The 20,180-nt window shown below is 33.6% G+C and carries 23 protein-coding genes; all 23 read left to right on the top strand.

From position 1 onward, the window contains the following. The first annotated feature begins 1 nt into the window (after nt 1). Nucleotides 2-436: a flagellar export protein FliJ gene (fliJ, locus tag Q0X14_RS07325; protein ID WP_297844536.1), complete on the top strand. Its 435-nt coding sequence runs from the start codon at nt 2-4 to the stop codon at nt 434-436. Continuing rightward, nucleotides 433-1,071, top strand: coding sequence for a hypothetical protein (locus Q0X14_RS07320; protein ID WP_297844534.1), 639 nt, complete (start codon nt 433-435; stop codon nt 1,069-1,071). Before fliJ ends, Q0X14_RS07320 begins: the two co-directional genes overlap by 4 nt. Further along, nucleotides 1,071-3,755, top strand: a complete 2,685-nt coding sequence (locus Q0X14_RS07315) for a flagellar hook-length control protein FliK (RefSeq protein ID WP_297844532.1) — start codon at nt 1,071-1,073, stop codon at nt 3,753-3,755. The genes Q0X14_RS07320 and Q0X14_RS07315 overlap by 1 nt, the downstream gene beginning before the upstream one ends. Before the next feature lie 10 nt (nt 3,756-3,765). Continuing rightward, nucleotides 3,766-4,449 (top strand): flagellar hook capping FlgD N-terminal domain-containing protein, encoded by a 684-nt coding sequence (locus Q0X14_RS07310; RefSeq protein WP_297844530.1) that lies wholly within the window; start codon nt 3,766-3,768, stop codon nt 4,447-4,449. Then, a complete protein-coding gene (locus Q0X14_RS07305) occupies nt 4,450-4,821 on the top strand; it encodes a TIGR02530 family flagellar biosynthesis protein (RefSeq protein ID WP_297844527.1) in 372 nt (123 codons plus the stop codon). It begins immediately after the preceding gene. Nucleotides 4,822-4,931: 110 nt separating this feature from the next. Continuing rightward, nucleotides 4,932-6,566 (top strand): flagellar hook-basal body complex protein, encoded by a 1,635-nt coding sequence (locus tag Q0X14_RS07300; RefSeq protein WP_297844524.1) that lies wholly within the window; start codon nt 4,932-4,934, stop codon nt 6,564-6,566. A 152-nt stretch (nt 6,567-6,718) separates the two neighbouring features. Beyond that, nucleotides 6,719-7,294, top strand: a complete 576-nt coding sequence (locus Q0X14_RS07295) for a flagellar basal body-associated FliL family protein (RefSeq protein ID WP_297844521.1) — start codon at nt 6,719-6,721, stop codon at nt 7,292-7,294. A gap of 1 nt (nt 7,295) precedes the next feature. Then, nucleotides 7,296-8,270 (top strand): flagellar motor switch protein FliM, encoded by a 975-nt coding sequence (gene fliM / locus Q0X14_RS07290; RefSeq protein WP_297844518.1) that lies wholly within the window; start codon nt 7,296-7,298, stop codon nt 8,268-8,270. A 10-nt stretch (nt 8,271-8,280) separates the two neighbouring features. After that, nucleotides 8,281-8,661, top strand: coding sequence for a flagellar motor switch protein FliN (fliN, locus tag Q0X14_RS07285; RefSeq protein ID WP_297844515.1), 381 nt, complete (start codon nt 8,281-8,283; stop codon nt 8,659-8,661). Then, on the top strand, nt 8,661-8,993 hold the full coding sequence (fliO, locus tag Q0X14_RS07280) for a flagellar biosynthetic protein FliO (RefSeq protein WP_297844512.1): 333 nt from the start codon (nt 8,661-8,663) through the stop codon (nt 8,991-8,993). Before fliN ends, fliO begins: the two co-directional genes overlap by 1 nt. Continuing rightward, entirely contained in the window at nt 8,990-9,757 is a 768-nt protein-coding gene (gene fliP, locus Q0X14_RS07275) for a flagellar type III secretion system pore protein FliP (RefSeq protein ID WP_297844509.1), read from the top strand. The genes fliO and fliP overlap by 4 nt, the downstream gene beginning before the upstream one ends. Further along, nucleotides 9,754-10,023, top strand: a complete 270-nt coding sequence (gene fliQ / locus Q0X14_RS07270; protein ID WP_297844506.1) for a flagellar biosynthesis protein FliQ — start codon at nt 9,754-9,756, stop codon at nt 10,021-10,023. The genes fliP and fliQ overlap by 4 nt, the downstream gene beginning before the upstream one ends. A gap of 2 nt (nt 10,024-10,025) precedes the next feature. Further along, nucleotides 10,026-10,793 carry a flagellar biosynthetic protein FliR gene (fliR, locus tag Q0X14_RS07265; RefSeq protein ID WP_297844503.1) on the top strand — a complete coding sequence of 256 codons (768 nt, stop codon included), beginning with the start codon at nt 10,026-10,028 and terminating at the stop codon, nt 10,791-10,793. 3 nt (nt 10,794-10,796) lie between these two features. Beyond that, on the top strand, nt 10,797-11,867 hold the full coding sequence (flhB, locus tag Q0X14_RS07260; RefSeq protein ID WP_297844500.1) for a flagellar biosynthesis protein FlhB: 1,071 nt from the start codon (nt 10,797-10,799) through the stop codon (nt 11,865-11,867). A 5-nt stretch (nt 11,868-11,872) separates the two neighbouring features. Continuing rightward, on the top strand, nt 11,873-13,924 hold the full coding sequence (flhA, locus tag Q0X14_RS07255; RefSeq protein ID WP_366522790.1) for a flagellar biosynthesis protein FlhA: 2,052 nt from the start codon (nt 11,873-11,875) through the stop codon (nt 13,922-13,924). Next, entirely contained in the window at nt 13,914-15,014 is a 1,101-nt protein-coding gene (gene flhF / locus Q0X14_RS07250; RefSeq protein ID WP_297844494.1) for a flagellar biosynthesis protein FlhF, read from the top strand. The genes flhA and flhF overlap by 11 nt, the downstream gene beginning before the upstream one ends. Continuing rightward, a complete protein-coding gene (locus Q0X14_RS07245) occupies nt 15,011-15,898 on the top strand; it encodes an AAA family ATPase (protein WP_297844491.1) in 888 nt (295 codons plus the stop codon). The genes flhF and Q0X14_RS07245 overlap by 4 nt, the downstream gene beginning before the upstream one ends. A gap of 53 nt (nt 15,899-15,951) precedes the next feature. Beyond that, the gene (locus Q0X14_RS07240) at nt 15,952-16,188 is read left to right on the top strand and encodes a hypothetical protein (protein ID WP_297844488.1); all 237 of its coding nucleotides are present in this window, start codon (nt 15,952-15,954) and stop codon (nt 16,186-16,188) included. Then, the gene (locus Q0X14_RS07235) at nt 16,181-16,810 is read left to right on the top strand and encodes a sigma-70 family RNA polymerase sigma factor (protein WP_297844485.1); all 630 of its coding nucleotides are present in this window, start codon (nt 16,181-16,183) and stop codon (nt 16,808-16,810) included. Before Q0X14_RS07240 ends, Q0X14_RS07235 begins: the two co-directional genes overlap by 8 nt. Continuing rightward, complete coding sequence (locus Q0X14_RS07230; protein WP_297844482.1) at nt 16,803-17,681, top strand: HDOD domain-containing protein; 879 nt, start codon at nt 16,803-16,805, stop codon at nt 17,679-17,681. Before Q0X14_RS07235 ends, Q0X14_RS07230 begins: the two co-directional genes overlap by 8 nt. A gap of 9 nt (nt 17,682-17,690) precedes the next feature. Further along, the gene (locus Q0X14_RS07225; RefSeq protein ID WP_297844479.1) at nt 17,691-18,575 is read left to right on the top strand and encodes an HDOD domain-containing protein; all 885 of its coding nucleotides are present in this window, start codon (nt 17,691-17,693) and stop codon (nt 18,573-18,575) included. Then, nucleotides 18,572-19,861: a hypothetical protein gene (locus Q0X14_RS07220; RefSeq protein ID WP_297844475.1), complete on the top strand. Its 1,290-nt coding sequence runs from the start codon at nt 18,572-18,574 to the stop codon at nt 19,859-19,861. Before Q0X14_RS07225 ends, Q0X14_RS07220 begins: the two co-directional genes overlap by 4 nt. After that, nucleotides 19,858-20,169, top strand: coding sequence for a hypothetical protein (locus Q0X14_RS07215; protein WP_297844473.1), 312 nt, complete (start codon nt 19,858-19,860; stop codon nt 20,167-20,169). Before Q0X14_RS07220 ends, Q0X14_RS07215 begins: the two co-directional genes overlap by 4 nt. Nucleotides 20,170-20,180 lie beyond the last annotated feature (11 nt).

Genomic DNA, 20,180 nt, shown 5'->3' with positions numbered 1-20,180 from the left:
TATGGCAAAATTTATTTTCAGATTGGATTCGGTTAAAAGAGTAAAAGAAAATTATGAAAAGAAAGCTAAAAGAGAATTGGCTGTTATAAACAACTATATCAACGACCATCAGAAGTTAAGAGAAAAATTGATTGAAGAGGTTAATTCATTAAGAAATAATATAAAGCCAAGAATGACGGCTTCAGAATTGAAATTTCTTGGTGGCTATAAAAATTCACTTACACTCAGAATAAAAAATGAAGAAGCAGAATTAACTAGACTTGAGCAGGAAAAGAAAAGAAAAATTTCTGAAGTAATGCAGAGAGCAAAAGAGAAAAAAATTTTAACTCAACTTGAGGATCATCAGCACAAAGAATTTTTAAAAGAAGAAAATAAAAATGAGCTGAAGCAATTCGATGAGATTGCGATTCAGAATTTTAGTCGGGATAAAAAATGAAAACATACATACTGAATACTTTACCATTTGTTTTTGCATTTATTGTTGTAACCGGTGTAATCATCTATTTGAATGGACAATTCAATAACATTTTCCAATTTGATTTCACACCGAGAAACCAGACAGTCAATCAGATGAAGGATTCCACACAGTCAAGTAAAGAAAATGACATCACATCTGCTGATTTAAAAGTTGAAACAAAAAATGATTCACTAACAATTCCCGAAACACAAACTGATTCAGTTTTAAGTGTTAATCTGAACGAACAAAAAGTAATCTCTGAGACTAATGTCGAATCAGATATTAAAAATATTTCCAAAAAGGAATTGGAAAAACAAATTGAAAAAAAACCGGAAGCAGATTTAAATAAAATTGAACCAAAGTTTGCATCAAATGAGAATATTCAAAACAATGATGTCAGGCAACAAAAGCGTGATTCATCTTATTCAAACTGGTTAAAAAATGTATCTAAGCTTCTTGAGCAGATGGAACCTTCCAAAGCATCTAAAATAATTCAGAACTATTCCGATAATGTAGCGAGAGATATCATTTACACAATGAATAAAAAAAGTGCAGCAAAAATTGTTTCTGAATTAAGTCCCGAAATTGCTCAAAGAATAATAAGGTATGACTGATGCTTATCAATTCATTATTTCTGTCAAAATTATTTAATCCGAAAACTGAAAATCAAACATCCGAAACGGATGCAAATGGTTTTTCTTATTTGTTTTCAGAGATAATAAAAATTAAAAGTGAAAACGAAGAGTCGAATTTCATACCTGAAAACATTGGTGGCACTTTACTCGATCACAAAACAATATTTCTATCCAATTCATCTCCATTAGAGAATAAGACGCACGGTAAATTGAGTTCTTCTGTTAAAGTTATTGAAGAGCTTTACAAATTATTCAATTCAGCAAATGGCGAAACGAAAGTTGAATCAGAAAGTCTGATTCTTGATTTAAACAAGATTACAACAGATAAAAATCAGTTTCTGAAGAGTATTGAAACATTGATCAAGAATATTCTTACTGAAACGAATAATCAAAATCAGGAAGTTGAAATAAGATATGTTTCGAAAAATTTAGTTGAGACAAAAAAAGTTACTAAAGAAAATCTCTCTCAGTTCTCTGAATATCTATCAAAACTAATTGATGGCAATCAATCTTTCTCATTTGTGATTGGTGCAAACGGAAAGCAAATATTATTTGATGTTGAAAATCTTATTGCTACTTCTGAACAAGAGTCAAAAGTTCAGCTTGATAATAAAACAGAAACGAGTACAGTAAAAAACTTTGTCTCAACTGAATCTGCTGAATTGAAAGCTGGTGAAGAAATTAAATCCATGTCAGGTGAAAAAGAAAATCATTCAGTTAAAAATTCTTCGGATGAAGTCAGGTTATTTAATAATGATAAAGATCAAAATTTAAAAACCTCAGTTAACACTGATAGAACAAATAACGAAGAAATAAATTCCGCAAATAAAACACCTGAGCAGGAATTATTAAATACAATAAATAAAAAAACTATTGAAACTGTAAAACCTAAACTATCCGGTAAATTACTATCTGAATTATCCAGCGAGAACTATAAAACTCATAATAATTCTTCGATAAACACAAAGAACTTGTTTACAGAGACTAATGTTAAATATGATAATACACTTGAAAATAAAGTATCAAATCAGACTGAGAGATTAGAAAATGTTAATGTAACTTCAAGACAGCATCAGGATAAAGAAACATCTGGTTTGACTTCAACTCACGCAAAATCAGTTCATCAAGAACAAAATATTACTGTTGAAAAAGAATTAAAATCAGAAAGTCCTGTAATAAAACAGCAAGGTGAAATCCCTGAACATAAGTTTGAGGATATAAGAGAGGTTAAAATTGTAATTAAAGAAAAATCACAGCGCGTTTATCCAAAAGATGAAAATCAGATCACAGGAAAAATTTTACACGATAAAAAGTTAAGTGATACTAATCAGTCTGGTCAACTTAGTTCAAATCTCACAGTCCAGAATTTCAGTAAAATGAAATCAGGTAATCTTTTCAAATCAATCACAAATAATGTTTCGCAACTTTCGGAAAAAGATTTACCAACAATAATAAGTTCACAAACTGATGAGCCGAGAATAAGTCGTGCTGGATTGCCTTTAATAGCTGATTACCAGGATTGGGATTTAGTCTTTGAAAAAAGTTTAAGTCAGATTAAAAATAATTTTGAGGATAAGAACTCATTTGTAAAACCAACTACTGATAAGGAAGTAATTCAAGATCAAAATCAAAAATCATCGATCAATAATTTCCAAAATAAAGTTAAGCTTAATTTGGAAGATTCATCTTCACAAAATCATCTGGGAAAAACTACAGAGAAAATTAAAACTGATTCTGAGCAAGATATTAATGAGTTTAGTGAGAAGACCGCATCAAAAGAAAATGTATTACAATTAAAATTTTCGGGTGAAAAGAAAATTGTTTCCGTAATAGATAATACTTCTGAACAACCAATTCAAAATGCTAATGAGGTAACAAATAAAAATATCTCGCAGCATTCAATAACAAATGAAAAAGTTTCTGAAAATATCCAAACGAATAAATCTGCCAACGAAATAAAGTTTGAATCTCATAAAACAGTAATTGAACCGGATATAAAACTAAAAAATGCTGATACTAAAAACGAAGAACACTTTGAAAATCAAAATAAGCAAGAGAAAAGTCCTTCTTCAGTTGCTGCAAACAAAGTGAATGATGAAGATAATATTCTGAATGATAAAACTTTCAAGTCCGAGTTAATTGATTCCAGTAAGGGAAGTATTCCGCTAGATAATAAACCACATCTGTTAAACAATAAGACAATAATTGAACATTTTATTAAAAGTCCGGTTGAATCAAAAACACTTGAAAAGTTTTTGCAGATTCTTGATAAACAGGAAGTAATCCAGAAATCTGAAATAGTTAATTATTCCAAACAGAATCATTCGGTTGAAATAAAATTATCGCCAAAAGAATTAGGAAGTATAAAAATCTTGCTTGATACAAACGATAATAATGTGAGCGCTAAAATCGAAGTGGGGAATGAGCAGACAAAATCAATTGTAGTTAATAATCTTCCGCAGCTCAGAGAAACTATGTCGCAACAAGGAGTAAATCTTAACAATGTGAATGTTACAGTTTCATCTGAAGAGCAGAGAAATCCGGAACAGACAAAACAAAAGAGTAAAAAGAAATCACAGGTTGATAATCCAAAAGTTGAAATTGCAGAGGAAAAGAAAACTGTGAGAAACTTGGGATACAACACTTATGAATATTTAGTATAGGAGAAAGTTTATGCAAACAGGAATTACAAGTGGTTTAGGATATTTGAATAACACACCAATGGGAAAATCAGTTTTAGGAAAAGATGATTTTCTCAAGTTGATGTTAACACAGATGAAAAGCCAGGACCCATTAAATCCAATGGAATCGACAGAGTTTGCAGCACAGCTTGCACAATTCAGCTCACTCGAGCAGTTACTCAATCTTAATGATCAGATGAAGACAAGTATTGATGCAAACTTTTATCTGACTCAGTCAATAAATAATACTCTTGCTGCAACCTTTATCGGGAAGGAAGCAAAACTTTCTACCAATACTTTTCAATTTAACGGACAGGAAACACAAACAATTGGTTATAGTTTAGGTTCGCGTGCAACAAATGTAACAGTAAAAATTTATAATGAAGATGGAGCTCTGATAAAAACAATAGAAAACGCTCCGGCTAATGCAGGCGACAATAAACTTTCCTGGGATTTCACCGATAATAATGGTAACACTGTACCTTATGGTAAATACAGATTTGAAGTTGAAGCGATAGATGCAAATGATCAACCGATTACAGTTTCTAAGTATGTTCTTGGAAAAATTGGTGGAGTTAGATTTACAGAATTCGGAACAAAACTTTTAATCAACGGAACTGAATTCAATCTTTCTGACATACTCGAAATTTTCGAACCTTCAAACGGAGGAAACTAAATGTACGAAATAAATGGAATCAAAGTACCTTTTCTGCCAATCAATAATTATGATGGCGAACAGGTACGCAATAAAAGTTCTGCTGAAAGTTTTGAATCAATATTTCAGCAAGAACTTGAGAAACTAAAATTTTCTCATCACGCGCTGAAGCGACTTGAGGAAAGAAACATCAGCTTAAGTGATGATGATATGTTGAAGATAAACACTGCAGTTGAGAAAGCAGAACAGAAAGGAGCAAAGGATTCTCTTGTTATGATGAACTCAACAGCATTTATCGTAAACATCCCGAACAGAACAATCATTACAGCTTTACCAGTTGAAAGTGGTAATGAAAATGTGTTCACAAATATTGATTCAGTAGTGTTTGCATAAAAAAAATTAATTAACTGTTACGGGCGGGACCTCAAAAGGACGCCCGGTCCGATGGACTGACTGAAGTCGGACACTTTTTAACAAAAAACTTAAATTATCAGGAGGTCATTATGTCACTTCTAAATTCTCTTTTCTCGGGCGTTTCCGGATTAAGAAACCATCAGGCAATGATGGATGTTATCAGTAACAACATCGCTAATGTTAACACAATTGGTTACAAAGGTTCTCGTGTTACATTCAGTGATACATTCAACAAAATTATTCGCTACGGTTCAAACCCAACAGAAACTGCCGGTGGCACAAATACATTCCAGATTGGTCTTGGAATGAAAATGAATTCCGTTGACAGAAACTGGACCCAGGGAACATTTGAAGGTACCGGAATTGTAACTGATCTTGCGCTTCAGGGTAAAGGTCTTTTCATTCTTGAAAACAATGGTGAAAGATTTTATTCAAGAGCTGGTGCTTTCATTTTTGATGCACAGGGAAGATTAGTAAACTCACAGAATGGTGCAATTGTTCAAGGTAAAGTTGCAAATGAAGAAGGTATCATTCCTCCGGGAAATTATCTTGAAGATATTGTAATTGACACGAATCTCAGATTACCTGCTGTAGCTACAACAGACATAACCTGGGGTGGAAATCTTGACAGCTCATCAAGTATCACAAGATCAGAGTTATATCTTGAAACCGGAAACATTAACGCTAACATTAACATCGGTGATTCGGTAACCGACTCCAATACAATCTATGACGAGAATGGAAATGCATATTCTTTTAATGTTACCTACACTAAAACTGCTGCTGATACTTATGATATGACTTATGTATTACAGGATGCAAATGGTAATAATGTAGTGGGACCAACAACTGCAACAGTTGTATTTGATCCTGCAACCGGTCAAATGTTAACTATAAACGGTGGTGCTCCGGCTCCGATTAACATTCAGGATGTAAACCTTGGTATTAACTTCAATTTTGATCCAACTGCAGTTACACAAACAGGTAATTCAACTACGCTTGCTTCAACTGTAGATTCAAACAGAGAGCCTACTATTGTTACAGGTTCTTTAACCATATTCGATTCTCTTGGATCACCACATGTTCTGACTATCAAATTCACCAAAACCTCAAACAATAACTGGAATTGGTCTTGCACAGTTCCTCCAGCCGATGGTTCATTAAGCGGTGCGAGCGGAACCATAACTTTCAATCCCGATGGTTCTATTGCTTCGATATCTCCAAATCCACCGGTATTAACTTTTACCCCTAATGGTGGTGCAAGTCCGCAGAATATTGTTCTGAATCTTGGCGAAGGATTTAATGGAATAACACAAACATCGTCCAGTTCGGTTGTTTCTGCGCTCTCTCAGAACGGTTCTGCTGCAGCTTCTCTTTCAAATATTAACATAGATAAATATGGATATATAATCGGTGTCTTTACAAACGGACAAAGCAGACCGCTGGCTCAGGTTCTTCTTGCAACATTTCCGAATTTAAATGGATTGGTTAGTGTTGGTGAAAACATGTTTACAATTTCGGCAAATACAGGCGATCCACTCATAGGTGAACCCGGTGAAACGACCGGTACAACAATTCAATCCGGTGCGCTTGAGCAATCGAATGTTGATTTGTCAGAAGAGTTCACAAGAATGATTGTTTCTCAAAGAGGATTTCAGGCAAGTGCAAGAGTAGTAACTGTTTCAGATACATTACTTCAGGAAATAACAAACCTCGTTAGATAATCACACCTAAGCCCTCGTTAAGGGAGCTCAGAGATGGGCTCCCTTTTTTAACCACCTGTTGAATAATAACCACTTTATTCATTCGGATAATTCTGTTTATTAGAAAATCACTTAAAATTTCGTGGCATATTGGTTGAAAAACCAAATCTGCAATGAAAGAAGAAAAACAAAATAAAGAACAGAAACCTGTAGAAACCTTAAAGAAAAATTCTGCTATGAAACCAAAACTCTTAATTGTTGGTCTGCCGCTTTTTATTGTCCAACTTGTAGTCGTTTATTTTATTACTGCAAACATTCTAATTCCAAAGGATCATAATTCGGGGAACAAAGAAGAGGTTAAACAAGAACAGACCTCTGAGGAACAGAAAGAAACTAAATCCGAAGGAGATGATAAGACATCTGAGAAAGAAGTGAACACAAGTTCAGGTGAAAATATTTTTAACCTCGATGACATTATTGTTAATCCTGCTGAAACAAATGGAAAAACATTAGTGCTTGCAAGTCTTGGATTTGACTTAAGTACACCTGAAGCAAAAAAGACGATGGAAGAGAAAGTAATCATTGTTAAAGATGCTGTGATTACTTTACTCTCGAGTAAAACAGTTCCACAATTAAGCAATACAGCATATCGGGATTCTTTGAAAACAGAAATGATTTCTGATCTTTCGAAAAAAATGCCCGGTGTTAAAATCAACAATATTTATTTCAGCAAATTCATAATTCAATAATATGCCTGAAGTTGTATCACAACAAGATATAGATGCCCTGTTAAAAAGTGGCGGACAGGAACCTTCTAAACCAAAGGAAGAAAACGAAATTCAACCTTATGATTTTCGTCTTCCGAACAGAATATCTAAAACTCAGCTAAGAACTATCAGAACAATTCACGAAAACTTTGCTGAAAGTTTCAGCTCATTTCTTGTAACTAAACTTCAGACAATTGTTAATATGTCCGTGAACACTGTTGATCAGATTTATTATTCTGAATATGTAATGTCCGTTCCTGATCCAGCGTGTCTTTTCACTTTCAGCATCAAGCATACTGATATTAAAGGTATTCTTGAGCTTAATGTTGATCTTGCACTTGCACTCGTTGACCGTCTGTTGGGCGGAAACGGAACCAGTACGAAGCAACAAAAAATCATTACTCCAATTGAACAAAAGGTTCTTCAGACTGTTGTCGAGAAAGTAATGCTCGATATGAAAAAAGCGTGGCATATAATTGACAATTTTGATTTCGTTGCTGAAAGATTTGAACCTGATGTAGATTTTGTTCAATTGACTTCGCCGAATGAATCTGTTCTTCTGATAACATTCGAAGTTATTCTTGGTGAAAAATCTTATTTCATGAATATCTGCTTTGCAACTTTTGCATTTGATCCGATAATTGCGAAGCTGTCATCAAAAAAACTTTCTTCAGTTCGTCCAACCAAATACAATGGAATGAGTGCGCAGGAGCTGATTCGCAAACAACTGAATTCTGTTTTGCTGCCGGTTACAGTTGAACTTGGTAAATCTACAATCACTTTGCAGGAAATGCTCGATTTGAAAAAAGGCGATATGATAATTCTTGATAAAAAAATTCACGAAGAACTTACAGTTAAAGTAAACGGTAAAACTTTTTATTATGGTTATCCCGGAATAGTAAACAACCACAAAGCAGTAAAAGTAACAAAGAATCTTTTAACCGATAATTCTTTTTAAGGAAGTAATTATGGCTGATGAATTAAATAAACAAACAGAAAACCAAAAAGTTAAAGCTGGTGCAACCAAAACTGCTGCAGCTGCTGAATTTCCTCAGTTTGAAGAATCACAATTTCAGGGCTTTGAAGCCGGTGAGAAAATTAATTTTATAAAAGACCTTCAGCTGAATGTCTACATTGAACTTGGCAGAACTCAGATGCAGATTAAAGACATACTCGAGTTGGAGCGAGGTTATGTAATTGAGCTTGATAAACTTGCAAGTGAGCCGGTTGATATTTATGTGAATAACAAAAAAATAGCTGAAGGCGAAGTTGTTGTAATTGATAAACACTTCGGAATAAGAATAGTAAACCTTACTGACGATGCTGCACAATTCAAAGGAATTTCATAATGTCCTTTTTTGAAATTCTTAAACTTGTCTTTCCGTTATTTCTGATAGTTGTGATGCTCTATGGTGTTTTATTGTTTGTAAAAAAATATCAGTTCAAGGGAAGTAAACTCAGTTCAGAAAATCTCAGAATAATCACAACACTCATGCTTATGCCAAAAAAATATTTATCAGTTGTAAAAGTAAATGACAAAGTTTTGATTCTTGGCTTAAGTGAACAGAGTATAACACTCCTTAAAGAAATGAACATCGAAGAATTGAATCTGGCAGATGACTCAAACTTTCAGAATAATCCAAACTTTTTAGAAGTATTTAAGAAGATGATAAGACAATGAGAACGAAATTAATCCTGATTGCGTTTGTTTCGGTGTTTCTAATTTCTGCTTCTGCATCAGCACAGCAAACTCAAAGTTTAAGCTTTCCGATTCCAAAGATTAATGTTGATGTTGGAACATCGCAGAATGGAAAAGATGTGGCTGTTACTTTACAGATTCTTCTTCTGATGACAATACTTGCTCTGGCTCCTTCAATCATTATAATGACAACATCATATCTAAGAATAATTATTGTTTTCCATTTTCTAAAAAGTGCTTTGGGAACTCAACAAATGCCACCAGGACAATTGCTTGCCGGTGTTGCATTGTTCATAACATTTTTTGTAATGGCTCCAACCTGGAATAAAGTCAATCAGGATGCACTCAAACCTTTGCTCGATGAAAAAATCGGTGTAGAAGAAGCTTATAATAAAGGAATTGAACCAATCAGAGAATTTATGTTCAAGCATGTAAGAGACGAAGACATTGAACTTTTTGTATCAATGGCAAATATGAGCAGACCAAACAACAGGAATGAATTGCCAACATACATTGTTGTTCCTGCTTTTGTCTTAAGTGAATTAAGAACCGGATTTATAATCGGATTTTTTCTTTTCATTCCATTCATAATGGTTGATTTAATTATTTCATCTATCCTTATGTCAATGGGAATGATGATGCTTCCACCAATGTTAATATCTCTTCCATTCAAAATTTTATTATTCATACTTGTCGATGGTTGGAATTTAATCGTCGGCTCTGTAGTAAGGAGTTTTGCACAATGACAGAAGAAGTTGTAGTCGAAATACTTAAAGAAGCATTCTTTACTTCATTTTATATTTTACTTCCGATACTAGGAGTTGCACTGATTATTGGAATCATTGTTTCAATTTTTCAGGCAGCAACATCAATACAGGAAATGACACTTACATTTATTCCGAAGATTCTTGTTACTGCACTTGCAATAATTCTACTGCTTCCCTGGATGATGGACAGGATGATAGCTATTACAATCAAATTCTTCACGATGTTTAACACATTCATCAGATAACTATGTTCAGCGTAAGAGAATTTATAATATTGTTTTTAATTTTTCTGAGAATCTCTTCTGCTTTTGTTTCAGCGCCATTCTTTGGTAACAAAATCATTCCAGTTGTTACAAAATTATTTATCTCTATGATTATCAGTTACATTATTTTTCTTTCAACTGATCATTCTGCAATCAAAGATGTTCCAACCGGTTGGCTTTTGTTAGTTTATTCATTTAAAGAAGTAATCACAGGATTGATAATTGGTTTTGCGCTTCAATTTGTTTTCTTTGGTGTAAGTTACGCCGGAACTCTAATTGGCTTTGAAATCGGATTGAACATTGCCGAAGTATTTAACCCCTCAGAAGAAATTAACTCAAATATAATAGGTGAGTTGCTTTACTTTAGCGCAATATTAATTTTCTTGCTAATCAACGGACATCACTATCTGATAAGAGCTTTACAGCAGTCATTCAACATCATTGGAATTGGAATGTTCTCATTTCCTGAACCACTTTATCAGACTATGATAAAGCTTGCTGGAGGTGTTTTTGTAATTGCTGTTAAAATTGCAACACCAATTATTGTCTCATTCTTCCTGATAAATATCGCCGAAGGAATTATCTCACGAATGATTCCTAATATGCAGGTTTTCTTTGTTACTCAACCATTGAAAGTTGGACTTGGCTTGTTGATGCTTGGTTTAATATCTCCCGTATTTATCTATATGATAAAAAATTTACTGCGCGATTATGAAAATCAGCTTTATGTATTAATCACTTCGATGAGTTAATAAATGGCAGAGCTTGAAGGACAAGAAAAAACTGAGCAACCGTCGGGGAAAAAACTCGAAGATGCAAGAAGAAAAGGAATGGTTGCTAAAAGTATTGAGGTAAATTCACTTTTAATTGTTGTTACCGGTTTGATTACAATTTTTTTATTACAATCATACATTGGTCAGAGAGTGAGCAACTTTACAATAAATATTTTTAATTCACTTGACACATTACCAAAAAAAGTTTCGCTGCTTCCAAATATGGCTTTTGATTGGTATATGTTTTTCTTTTCTGTGTTAGCACCAATTATGACAGCTATTGTAATTGTCTCTCTTGCATCGAATATTGCTCAAGTCGGCTTCAAACTTAGCACTGAAGCATTAGCTCCGAAATTTTCAAAATTGAATCCGGCAAGTGGAATTAAAAAAATATTTTCATCAAAGTCTGTAGTAGAAGTATTTAAAACTTTGTTGAAGTTTTTTGTAATTGCCTTCTTTACTTATCTGATTCTCAGCGATTTGATTGTAGCTTCAGCATATCTGGATAATCTTAATCCATCTGAATTGATAATCTTTATGCTTGATAATGCATTTTCACTTCTCTGGAAGATTGCACTCTTGTATGCTGTGATTGCTGCAATAGATTTCGTTTATCAAAAATATAAATTCAAAAAAGATATGATGATGACAAAACAGGAAGTGAAAGAAGAAATGAAGCAACTTGAAGGTGATCCGACGGTGAAAGGAAGAATCAGAAAGATGCAGATGCAGGCAGCACAACAAAGAATGATGGCTAATTTGCCAACTGCTGATGTTGTTATAACTAACCCGACTCACTACGCAGTTGCATTGAAATACGATATGACAAAAGACTCAGCGCCTGAAGTAATAGCAAAAGGTGTTGATTTACTTGCTCAGAGAATTAAAAAAGTTGCAGCAGAACATAATATTCCGCTGCACGAAGACAGAGAGCTTGCAAGAGCTTTATACAAAATGTGCGATGTTGGAGATAAAATTCCACCATCACTTTTCAAAGCTGTAGCACAAGTGTTGGCTTATGTTTACAATCTTAAAAAGAATAAAAAGTATTGAGTTGAATGATGAAACTGTTCGGAAAAAATTCTGATTTAATGCTCGCATTTGGGTTAATCCTTATTCTTGGATTAATGATTATTCCTTTGCCTGCAGCTTTACTGGACTTTTTCCTGGCATTAAGCATCACTCTTTCAGTATTGGTACTTGTTGTTTCATTATTCATTAACTCGCCGCTTGACATTTCAGTGTTTCCTGGTCTGTTACTCGTTTCAACATTGTTCAGACTTGCATTAAATATCAGCTCAACAAGATTAATTCTTATTGATGGATATGCAGGAAAAGTAATTGAGACATTCGGTTCGTTCGTTGTTCGTGGTGATTATGTAGTCGGGTTCATTGTGTTCATTATACTTGTGATAATTCAATTCATAGTAATTGTAAAAGGTTCAGGAAGAATTTCTGAAGTAGCTGCCAGATTTACTCTTGATGCAATGCCAGGTAAACAAATGGCAATTGATGCAGATTTGAATACCGGTCTAATCACCGAAGATCAGGCAAGAGAAAGAAGAGAAAAAATTTCCCGTGAAGCAGAATTTTATGGTGCAATGGATGGTGCCAGCAAGTTTGTTAAAGGTGATGCAATTGCCGGATTGATTATCAATTTCATTAACATAATTGGTGGTTTTATTATCGGTATTGGTCAGCGAGGATTAACAATTACTGATGCGCTGCAACAATACACAATTTTAACAATTGGTGATGGTCTCGTCTCGCAAGTACCGGCATTGCTTATTTCAACTGCTGCCGGATTTGTCGTAACAAGAAGTGCCTCAGGAATTTCTCTCGATTCACAATTTAAAACTCAGTTATTTTCAAATTACAGAGTACTCGCAATTGTAGCTTCAACAATTTTTCTCTTTGCTTTTTTACCGGGAATGCCAACTATTCCGTTTCTAATTCTCGGAGTTTCACTTGCAGTAAGTTCTTATATGAAGAAGAAGACAGCATTAACAGTTGAAGAATCAGTTACAGATGAGAAAGTTACTTCGCCAATTCCTGAAGAAACAGTTGAACAATATCTGCAGGTTGATCCGATTGAAATTGAAATTGGTTATGGGTTGATTTCACTTGTTGATGAAAATCAGGGTGGAAATCTTTTTCAGAAAATTTCTGCTACAAGAAAATTTATTGCTCTTGAATATGGTGTTCTGATTCCTCCTGTAAGAGTTCGTGACAACTTGCAGTTAAATCCAAACCAGTATATCATAAAAATTAAAGGCAACATTGTTTCATCAGATGAAATTTTTCCTGACAGATACCTTGCAATGAATCCTGGTGGAATTTCTGAACAGCTTCAGGGAATTCCAACAAAGGATCCTGCATTTGGTTTGGATAGTTACTGGATTACAAGAGAAGAAAAAGATCGCGCTGAAATGCTTGGTTATACCGTTGTTGATGCAATCTCTGTTCTTTCAACTAATCTGCAGGAAACATTAAAAAAGAATTTCGAAAAGATTTTAACTCGGCAGGCGGTTAAACAATTACTTGATGCACTTAAAAAAGATTATCCTGCAGTTGTTGATGAAATACAACCCGACACATTACCTCTCGGAACAATTCAAAAAGTTTTGCAGAATCTTCTTAAAGAATACATTCCGATTAAAGATATGGTTCAGATAATTGAATCACTGATTGACTATTCAAAGGTTACAAAAAATATTGATGTGCTTACTGAATATGTAAGGCATTCACTCGGAAATACGATTGCAAATCTTTATAAAGATTCAAATGGTGTCATTCACGCAGCAGCAATAGGCGAAGGACTTGAACAGTACATCACTCGCTCACTCCAAAATCAGAAAGAAGCAACTCAAACATTGGGACTTACACCTCAGATGCTTGGTGAATTAAAAGTTGCACTTGAAAATCTTTATGAGAAATTTAATTCACTTGGCTATCAGCCGATATTAATTACTTCTGCAACAATTCGTCCTTATTTCTATCGTTTGATAAATTCATCTTTCCCTGATTTTGTAGTTTTATCCTACACAGAACTTCCATCAAATGTTGAAATAGAATTTATAGATAATCTGGAGATAAACAATGCAGGTTAAAAAATTTACAGCACAATCTCTAAGCGAAGCTACCAGACAAATGAAAGACGAACTTGGCTATGAGGCAGTTATCCTCAGTACAAGAGTTGTTAACGATCGGAAAAATCCGACAGTAAAACTTTATGAAATAACAGCCGGAATAGATGAGCTTCCAACTGAAAAAAATAAAAACCATACAAGCGATGCACACAAAACTTTTCTTGAAGAGCTGGCAAAAATTTCTGACACAGTTTATAGAAAAAATTCAGCAAGAATAAAAGAAGCTTATGGAAAAGCAGTTGAAGAAAAAGTCAAAGAATCAAAGGAAACAATTGAGAAAAAACTTAAATCAGTATTTCACAAATTAGCTGATAAAGAAGTTCAGAAATCTGTTATCGTTTCAGTGATGGATCAAATGAAACGATATAAAAATTTTCTTCAACCGGATAATGTTGAAAATTATGTAAAGACTTGTCTCAGCTCTTTGATACTCACAAGAAATTTTGATGTAACACCTAAAAAGAACAAAGTTGTCGCTTTAGTTGGTCCAACAGGAGTTGGGAAAACAACAACAATTGCAAAGCTCGCACTCATTGCCAAAATAATTCACAAACTTGATGTTGGTCTGATATCTATTGATACATTTCGACTTGGAGCTATCGATCAGTTGCAAAGTTTTGCAGATGTAAGTCACATTGATTTACTTGTCGCTTATAAGCCGGAAGAAATGCCCACATTGCTAAAGAAGTTTGCGAAGAAAGATATTGTTTTCATTGATACAGTTGGAAGAAGTCAGAATAAATCAGAACAATTAAAACTCAACCAGGATTTTCTTTCAACAATTAAAGTTGATGAAACCTTGCTTGTTTTAAATTCATCTGCTTCATACAGAACACTAGTTGATGTTGCAACAAAATTCAAATCATTTAACTATAGCGGATTCATATTCAGCAAAGTAGATGAAGCTCCTGTTCACGGAAATATTATTAATCTCATAACTAAAACAGGAATTCCGGTTTCTTTTGTTACAAATGGGCAGGTTATTCCTGATGATATTCTTGCAGCCGATCCTGAAAACATTGCAAGTCTTATTTTAAATAGCAGTTTATGATAACCGGACAGCTAAAAAGAATTATTGAACTGCAGTCATCTGAATCAAATCAGAGCAAAGATAAAAAGAATATCTGCGCTGTTGTTTCGGGTAAAGGTGGAACGGGAAAAACTATTTTCTCAATTTTGCTTTCTGATATTCTGGCAAACCAAGAAAATAAAATTCTTCTTATTGATCTTGATATTAATCTCGCTAATATTCACTTCTTATTGAATGAAACTCCATCAAAGTCATTGAATAGCTATTTCAATCATAATGAAGAATTACAAAAGTTAATTACTGAGTACTCGGAAAATCTTCACATCATTTATGGGTTGAATTCATACTCAATTAAAGATATTCCATTTAAATCTTCTTTGGAGCGACTAATCAGAGATATTGATTCAATAAGTGGTAATTATGATTTAGTAATTTTAGATCTTGGAGCCGGATTAAGTGAATTAACTTTAAATGCACTTAGAATTTCGGGAATTAAGATAATTGTTTCTTATCCTGAAGCTACTTCCATAATGGACGCTTATGCTGTTATTAAAATGTATGAGAATTTTGATAGTCCTTCAGAATTCCAGTTGGTTCTAAATCGTTGTATTGATAAAAATGATGGAGCTGAAGGATTTAATAAATTATCTAAAGCTGTAAAAAGCTTTTTGAAAAGTTCAGTAAAACTTCTTGCAACAATTTGTGAAAGTAAAGAAATACGACATTCAGTTGCCGGGCAAACTCTTCTGGAAGACGCAAATTCTGATAATCAATTTATATCAGAATTTATGGTGGCTGCTGAGAAAATTGATAAATATATTCATCTGACTAATATTAACCAGCCATCAAAAAGTGCTTCTACTAATACCTCAAAAAACAATTCAAAAAGCTCAATAATCCTTTAGAATTTTTTTAAGATGCTTGGCATGCTGTTTGTCTTTTAGACAACGGTGATGATATGAATAAAATAATCTTAAATATCGGTTTACTGATTTTCTGCTTCTCAATCATCTTTTTCAGTCAGAGAGAGATGCCAATTGTAGAAGTTATAACAAAGTCATTTATAGTTTTTATTTCGTCAACGGTTATTCTGAGTGTTACAGCAATCGTATTGGTAAAACTGCTTCAGAAAACCGAATCACATTCAAATGAAAATTCTGATCACACAATCTTAGGAAGCAAAGCTCATGAATAATTCTGAATTATGGAGAGAGTATAAGCTGGCTCCAACACCGGCACTCAAAAAAGAAATCATAATGAAATATTTAAACCTTGTTCATTATGTCATTCGTAAAACTCCTCTTTCAAAAAATCAGGTTCTTGATGAGCGCGACTTTTTCCAGTATGGAATCGAAGGACTAAGCGAGGCAGTTGACAGATTTGATCCTGACTATGGAACAAAATTCGAGACTTATGCAATTCAAAGAATTCGTGGAAAAATTATTGATGAGCTTAGAAAGCTTCAAAGCAAATTTAAAACTGAAGAAGGTGATCAGACAGTAGATAATTATTATACAAATCTTTCAATCAACAATCAGATTGATGATGAAGATGGTTATACTCTTGCAGAGGTAATTCCAAATGAACAATTATCTCAATCTGAAGAAGTTGAAAAAAATGAAATGAAAGAAATTCTTCTCAAAGCATTGAAAGGTTTGAATGAAAGAGACCGACTAATTATTTCTCTTTACTACTATGAAAATCTGAATTACCAGGAAATTGCAAAACTTATGAACATTACAATTTCAAGAGTATCACAAATTCATTCGAGAATACTTAAAAATCTGAAATCAAAACTTTTAGTGTATAATGAATAATTTCACTGATAATATTGATGCAAAAAGAGAGTGGAGCAAAAAGATGCTCGCAGGAATCAGGAATCTTCCTCCTGTTCCTTTCATAATGGTTGAGATTTCTAAATTGCTTGATAACCCGCGAACAGGTGCTGCCGATCTCGGAAAAATTATCAGTAAAGATCAGGCAATGGTTGCAAAAATTTTAAGTGTTGCCAACTCACCTTTATATGGACTTCCTCGTCGTGTTTCCACAATTGAATTTGCAATAGTAATACTCGGCTTTGATCAGATAAAAAATATTGTTATTGCATTTTCGATGATGGAAGCATTCCGCACAAAAGAAGACAGAAGATGGAACCGAAGAGCTTACTGGGTTCATTCACTTATGGTTGCAAGTGCAGCAAAAAGAATTGCAGATGATCTCGGTATAAGAAAATCTGGTGAAGCTTTTACTGCAGGATTGTTGCACGATCTCGGAATTTCTGTTATCCAGAAATATTTCAATGATGATTTTCAGAAAATTAATAATCTCGTTGAGCAACAGCAGATCAGATTTATAAATGCCGAAGAAAAGATTCTTGGAATATCTCACCAGGAAATTGGAAAATATCTTATTGAAAAATGGAATCTTCCTTCAGCACTTGGCGAAGCAATTCTTTATCATCATCAACCCTCTCTTGCAGAAGAAGAAAAAAAGCTCGCAGCAGTTGTTCACCTTGCAGATTATATGACACAGAGATTTCAAATCGGTGACTTCAACTGGGATGAAAGTATTGATCTCGATTTAGGAGTGATTGAAATCCTTCAACTTGGAGATGAAAGTTATCTTGAAAGTTTAATCGAGAGTTATCACGAATTATTCAAAGTAAATTTAGAATCACTTAATCTATAAAGGTATAATATGATAATGACTGATTTATCCTTGCAGCAAAAACGCGAAAGAACAACAAAGATTATTTCCAACATTCTTAATCTGAATGTGATTCCCAAAGTTGTTTTTGAGTTGATGAAAATACTTGATAATCCAAATACAACAGCAAACGAGTTGAACAAGATTATCAGCAAAGACCAGGCACTTGTTACAAAAATTCTTTCTGTTGCTAACTCGCCTTTGTATGGTTTGCAAAGAAAAGTTGCAACTATTGATTTTGCTATTCTTGTTCTTGGATTCAAAGAGCTGAAAAGTATTATATCAGTTATCTCTATTTCTGATGCTCTTAAAAATAAAACAGATAAATATCTGAATCAGAAAGAATTTATGCTTCACTCATATATGGTTGGAGCTGCAAGTAAAAAGATTGCAAAGGATATGGGATTCCAAAATTCTGGTGAAGCATTCATCGCCGGCTTTTTGCACGATATCGGAATTTCGATAGTTCATCGTTACCTGCATTCAAACTTTGCAATGATATTTGATTTGATGGAAACTCAGAAAATGACTTTCAGAGATGCTGAAATTGAAGTTAATGGAATGACTCACGAAGAAATCGGAAGTTTTCTTTTAGAGAAATGGAATTTTCCAGCTGAAATTTGTGATGCTGTTTTGAATCATCATAATCCTGGCAAAGCACAAATCAGTCCGGCAATGGCTTCAATAGTTAGTGTTTCAGATTATATGACTCAATCACTTAAAGTCGGTGAACTGAAAATAGATAAAGACAATCATCTTGATGATTATACTTTAAGCAAATTCAATTTCGAAAAAGAACTTGATGCTGAAAAATTTGCAGCCAAGTACAAAGATCTCTTCTGGGAGCAGTTAGAATTTGTAAGGTTTTTAAATTGAGAGTAATAAAAGAAAATAATCAGGAATTTCACTCATTCACTCTTTCGCTCAAACAACTTGAGCGAAGCAGTTCACAAAACGGAACTGTGTTTGTTGAAAAGAATGATGATAACTTTTCCGATTTAAACGGAAAAGAATCATCACTTGGCAGAATTTTGAATTTCACAAAAAGAATTAATTCTCACACAAACCTTCAGGATATAATTTCTGATTTTAAGAATGAAGTTAAAACTCTCACATTCTTTAGTGAACCTGAAATTTTTCTTATCAACGAAAAAACATCAAACTGTTTTCCGCTTAACACAAACTGCAAAGAAAATATTTCATCTTTCGTCAGAAGAAATCTCAGCGCCGGTGTTATTGATTGGATAGCTGAGACCGGCAGTTATAAAATTATTCCTTACGGAAATTACAATTCTCTTTCGTTCGGATTGAATTGTCTTATTGTTCCAATCTTCAACAGTGGAAAGTTCAGGGGAGTACTTTCTACAATAACTTCATTTACCGAACTTGATAAGAACTCCTATGAACTTCAGGTTCTTACTACTTTACTGAATATCGTTTTTTCTAAAATCCAGTACGAATTAACCAAGAACGAATTAAACAGTGTTTATTCAGAATTGCAATCAGTTCAATCAAAGCTTGAAAATGATTATAAACTTGCTGCACTTGGTGAACTCGCTTACAGAAGCATTGAAGAAATATCATCTCCGATTCAGGTTATACTTAGCTATGCTGATTTGTTGAAGCGTGAATATCCTGAAATTGATGAAGAGATGACTGATTTGATAAAGAAGAAAGTTTATGATATCAAATCAATACTTGAAAGATTGGTCAAATTCATCACAACAGATGATAAAGTAAAAAAAGTTGTTCCTTGTTCAGTTAATGAAGTGATAGTTGAATTCAGAAAACTAATTGAACCGGCATTAAATGCAGAAAATTGTGAATGTGTTTTGGACCTTGAAGAAAATATGCCATCAATTCTTAGCAATAAAAATTATCTCAATCAGATTTTCATCAATGGATTCAGTCTTATAAATCCTTTAACTGAGCCCGGTGGTGGAGTAATAATTCAAAGTCGTTATTCAAAGCAAAGAATCGTAGTTAAAATGCTATTCACAAAATCAGTTGACCTGAACAAAATAAATGAACAGGATGTTGGTCTAAATATTCTTAAATCTTTGATGGATAAACATGAAGGCGAATTTCTGATTGACTCCGACGAAGCAACAGGAAGCACATTGGTATTTTCATTTCCATTAATCAGAAAGGTGAGAGAATGAATATTGATTTGATTTTTTCTTTGATGTTACTCGTAGTTTTTTCTTTATCAATCTTAGGATTTTATTATATCAACAGAACAAAAAGACAAAACCAACTACTGCTTAAAAGAAACATATCACTATTAAGAGAAGAGAAAATAATAGCTGCTGTTGAACCCAACAGAGTGAAGAAAAGAAGAAAACTTCTCCGGCGGATTAAAACAAATAATGATTTGAATGAACAGCAGGTTTTATCTGAAGCTCAGAAGAGTAAGCTTTCTGCCGGAGAGATTCTTCTTGCAAACAGAATTAATTCATTCAGTAAATAACGGGATGAAAA

It is taken from the genome of Ignavibacterium sp. (assembly GCF_025998815.1).
Lineage (GTDB): Bacteria > Bacteroidota > Ignavibacteria > Ignavibacteriales > Ignavibacteriaceae > Ignavibacterium.
The sequence above is the reverse complement of the archived record's forward strand: the minus strand, read 5'-3'. Positions and strand labels throughout refer to the sequence as shown.

Coding starts and splice junctions, on each gene's coding strand:
- Q0X14_RS07315 (WP_297844532.1), top strand. CDS start 1,071: ATGCTTATCAATTCATTATTTCTGTCAAAATTATTTAATCCGAAAACT.
- fliP (WP_297844509.1), top strand. CDS start 8,990: ATGAGAACGAAATTAATCCTGATTGCGTTTGTTTCGGTGTTTCTAATT.
- fliQ (WP_297844506.1), top strand. CDS start 9,754: ATGACAGAAGAAGTTGTAGTCGAAATACTTAAAGAAGCATTCTTTACT.
- Q0X14_RS07310 (WP_297844530.1), top strand. CDS start 3,766: ATGCAAACAGGAATTACAAGTGGTTTAGGATATTTGAATAACACACCA.
- fliJ (WP_297844536.1), top strand. CDS start 2: ATGGCAAAATTTATTTTCAGATTGGATTCGGTTAAAAGAGTAAAAGAA.
- Q0X14_RS07305 (WP_297844527.1), top strand. CDS start 4,450: ATGTACGAAATAAATGGAATCAAAGTACCTTTTCTGCCAATCAATAAT.
- flhF (WP_297844494.1), top strand. CDS start 13,914: ATGCAGGTTAAAAAATTTACAGCACAATCTCTAAGCGAAGCTACCAGA.
- Q0X14_RS07245 (WP_297844491.1), top strand. CDS start 15,011: ATGATAACCGGACAGCTAAAAAGAATTATTGAACTGCAGTCATCTGAA.
- flhA (WP_366522790.1), top strand. CDS start 11,873: ATGATGAAACTGTTCGGAAAAAATTCTGATTTAATGCTCGCATTTGGG.
- Q0X14_RS07240 (WP_297844488.1), top strand. CDS start 15,952: ATGAATAAAATAATCTTAAATATCGGTTTACTGATTTTCTGCTTCTCA.
- Q0X14_RS07225 (WP_297844479.1), top strand. CDS start 17,691: ATGATAATGACTGATTTATCCTTGCAGCAAAAACGCGAAAGAACAACA.
- fliR (WP_297844503.1), top strand. CDS start 10,026: ATGTTCAGCGTAAGAGAATTTATAATATTGTTTTTAATTTTTCTGAGA.
- Q0X14_RS07215 (WP_297844473.1), top strand. CDS start 19,858: ATGAATATTGATTTGATTTTTTCTTTGATGTTACTCGTAGTTTTTTCT.
- Q0X14_RS07295 (WP_297844521.1), top strand. CDS start 6,719: ATGAAAGAAGAAAAACAAAATAAAGAACAGAAACCTGTAGAAACCTTA.
- fliM (WP_297844518.1), top strand. CDS start 7,296: ATGCCTGAAGTTGTATCACAACAAGATATAGATGCCCTGTTAAAAAGT.
- fliO (WP_297844512.1), top strand. CDS start 8,661: ATGTCCTTTTTTGAAATTCTTAAACTTGTCTTTCCGTTATTTCTGATA.
- fliN (WP_297844515.1), top strand. CDS start 8,281: ATGGCTGATGAATTAAATAAACAAACAGAAAACCAAAAAGTTAAAGCT.
- Q0X14_RS07230 (WP_297844482.1), top strand. CDS start 16,803: ATGAATAATTTCACTGATAATATTGATGCAAAAAGAGAGTGGAGCAAA.
- Q0X14_RS07235 (WP_297844485.1), top strand. CDS start 16,181: ATGAATAATTCTGAATTATGGAGAGAGTATAAGCTGGCTCCAACACCG.
- Q0X14_RS07320 (WP_297844534.1), top strand. CDS start 433: ATGAAAACATACATACTGAATACTTTACCATTTGTTTTTGCATTTATT.
- Q0X14_RS07300 (WP_297844524.1), top strand. CDS start 4,932: ATGTCACTTCTAAATTCTCTTTTCTCGGGCGTTTCCGGATTAAGAAAC.
- flhB (WP_297844500.1), top strand. CDS start 10,797: ATGGCAGAGCTTGAAGGACAAGAAAAAACTGAGCAACCGTCGGGGAAA.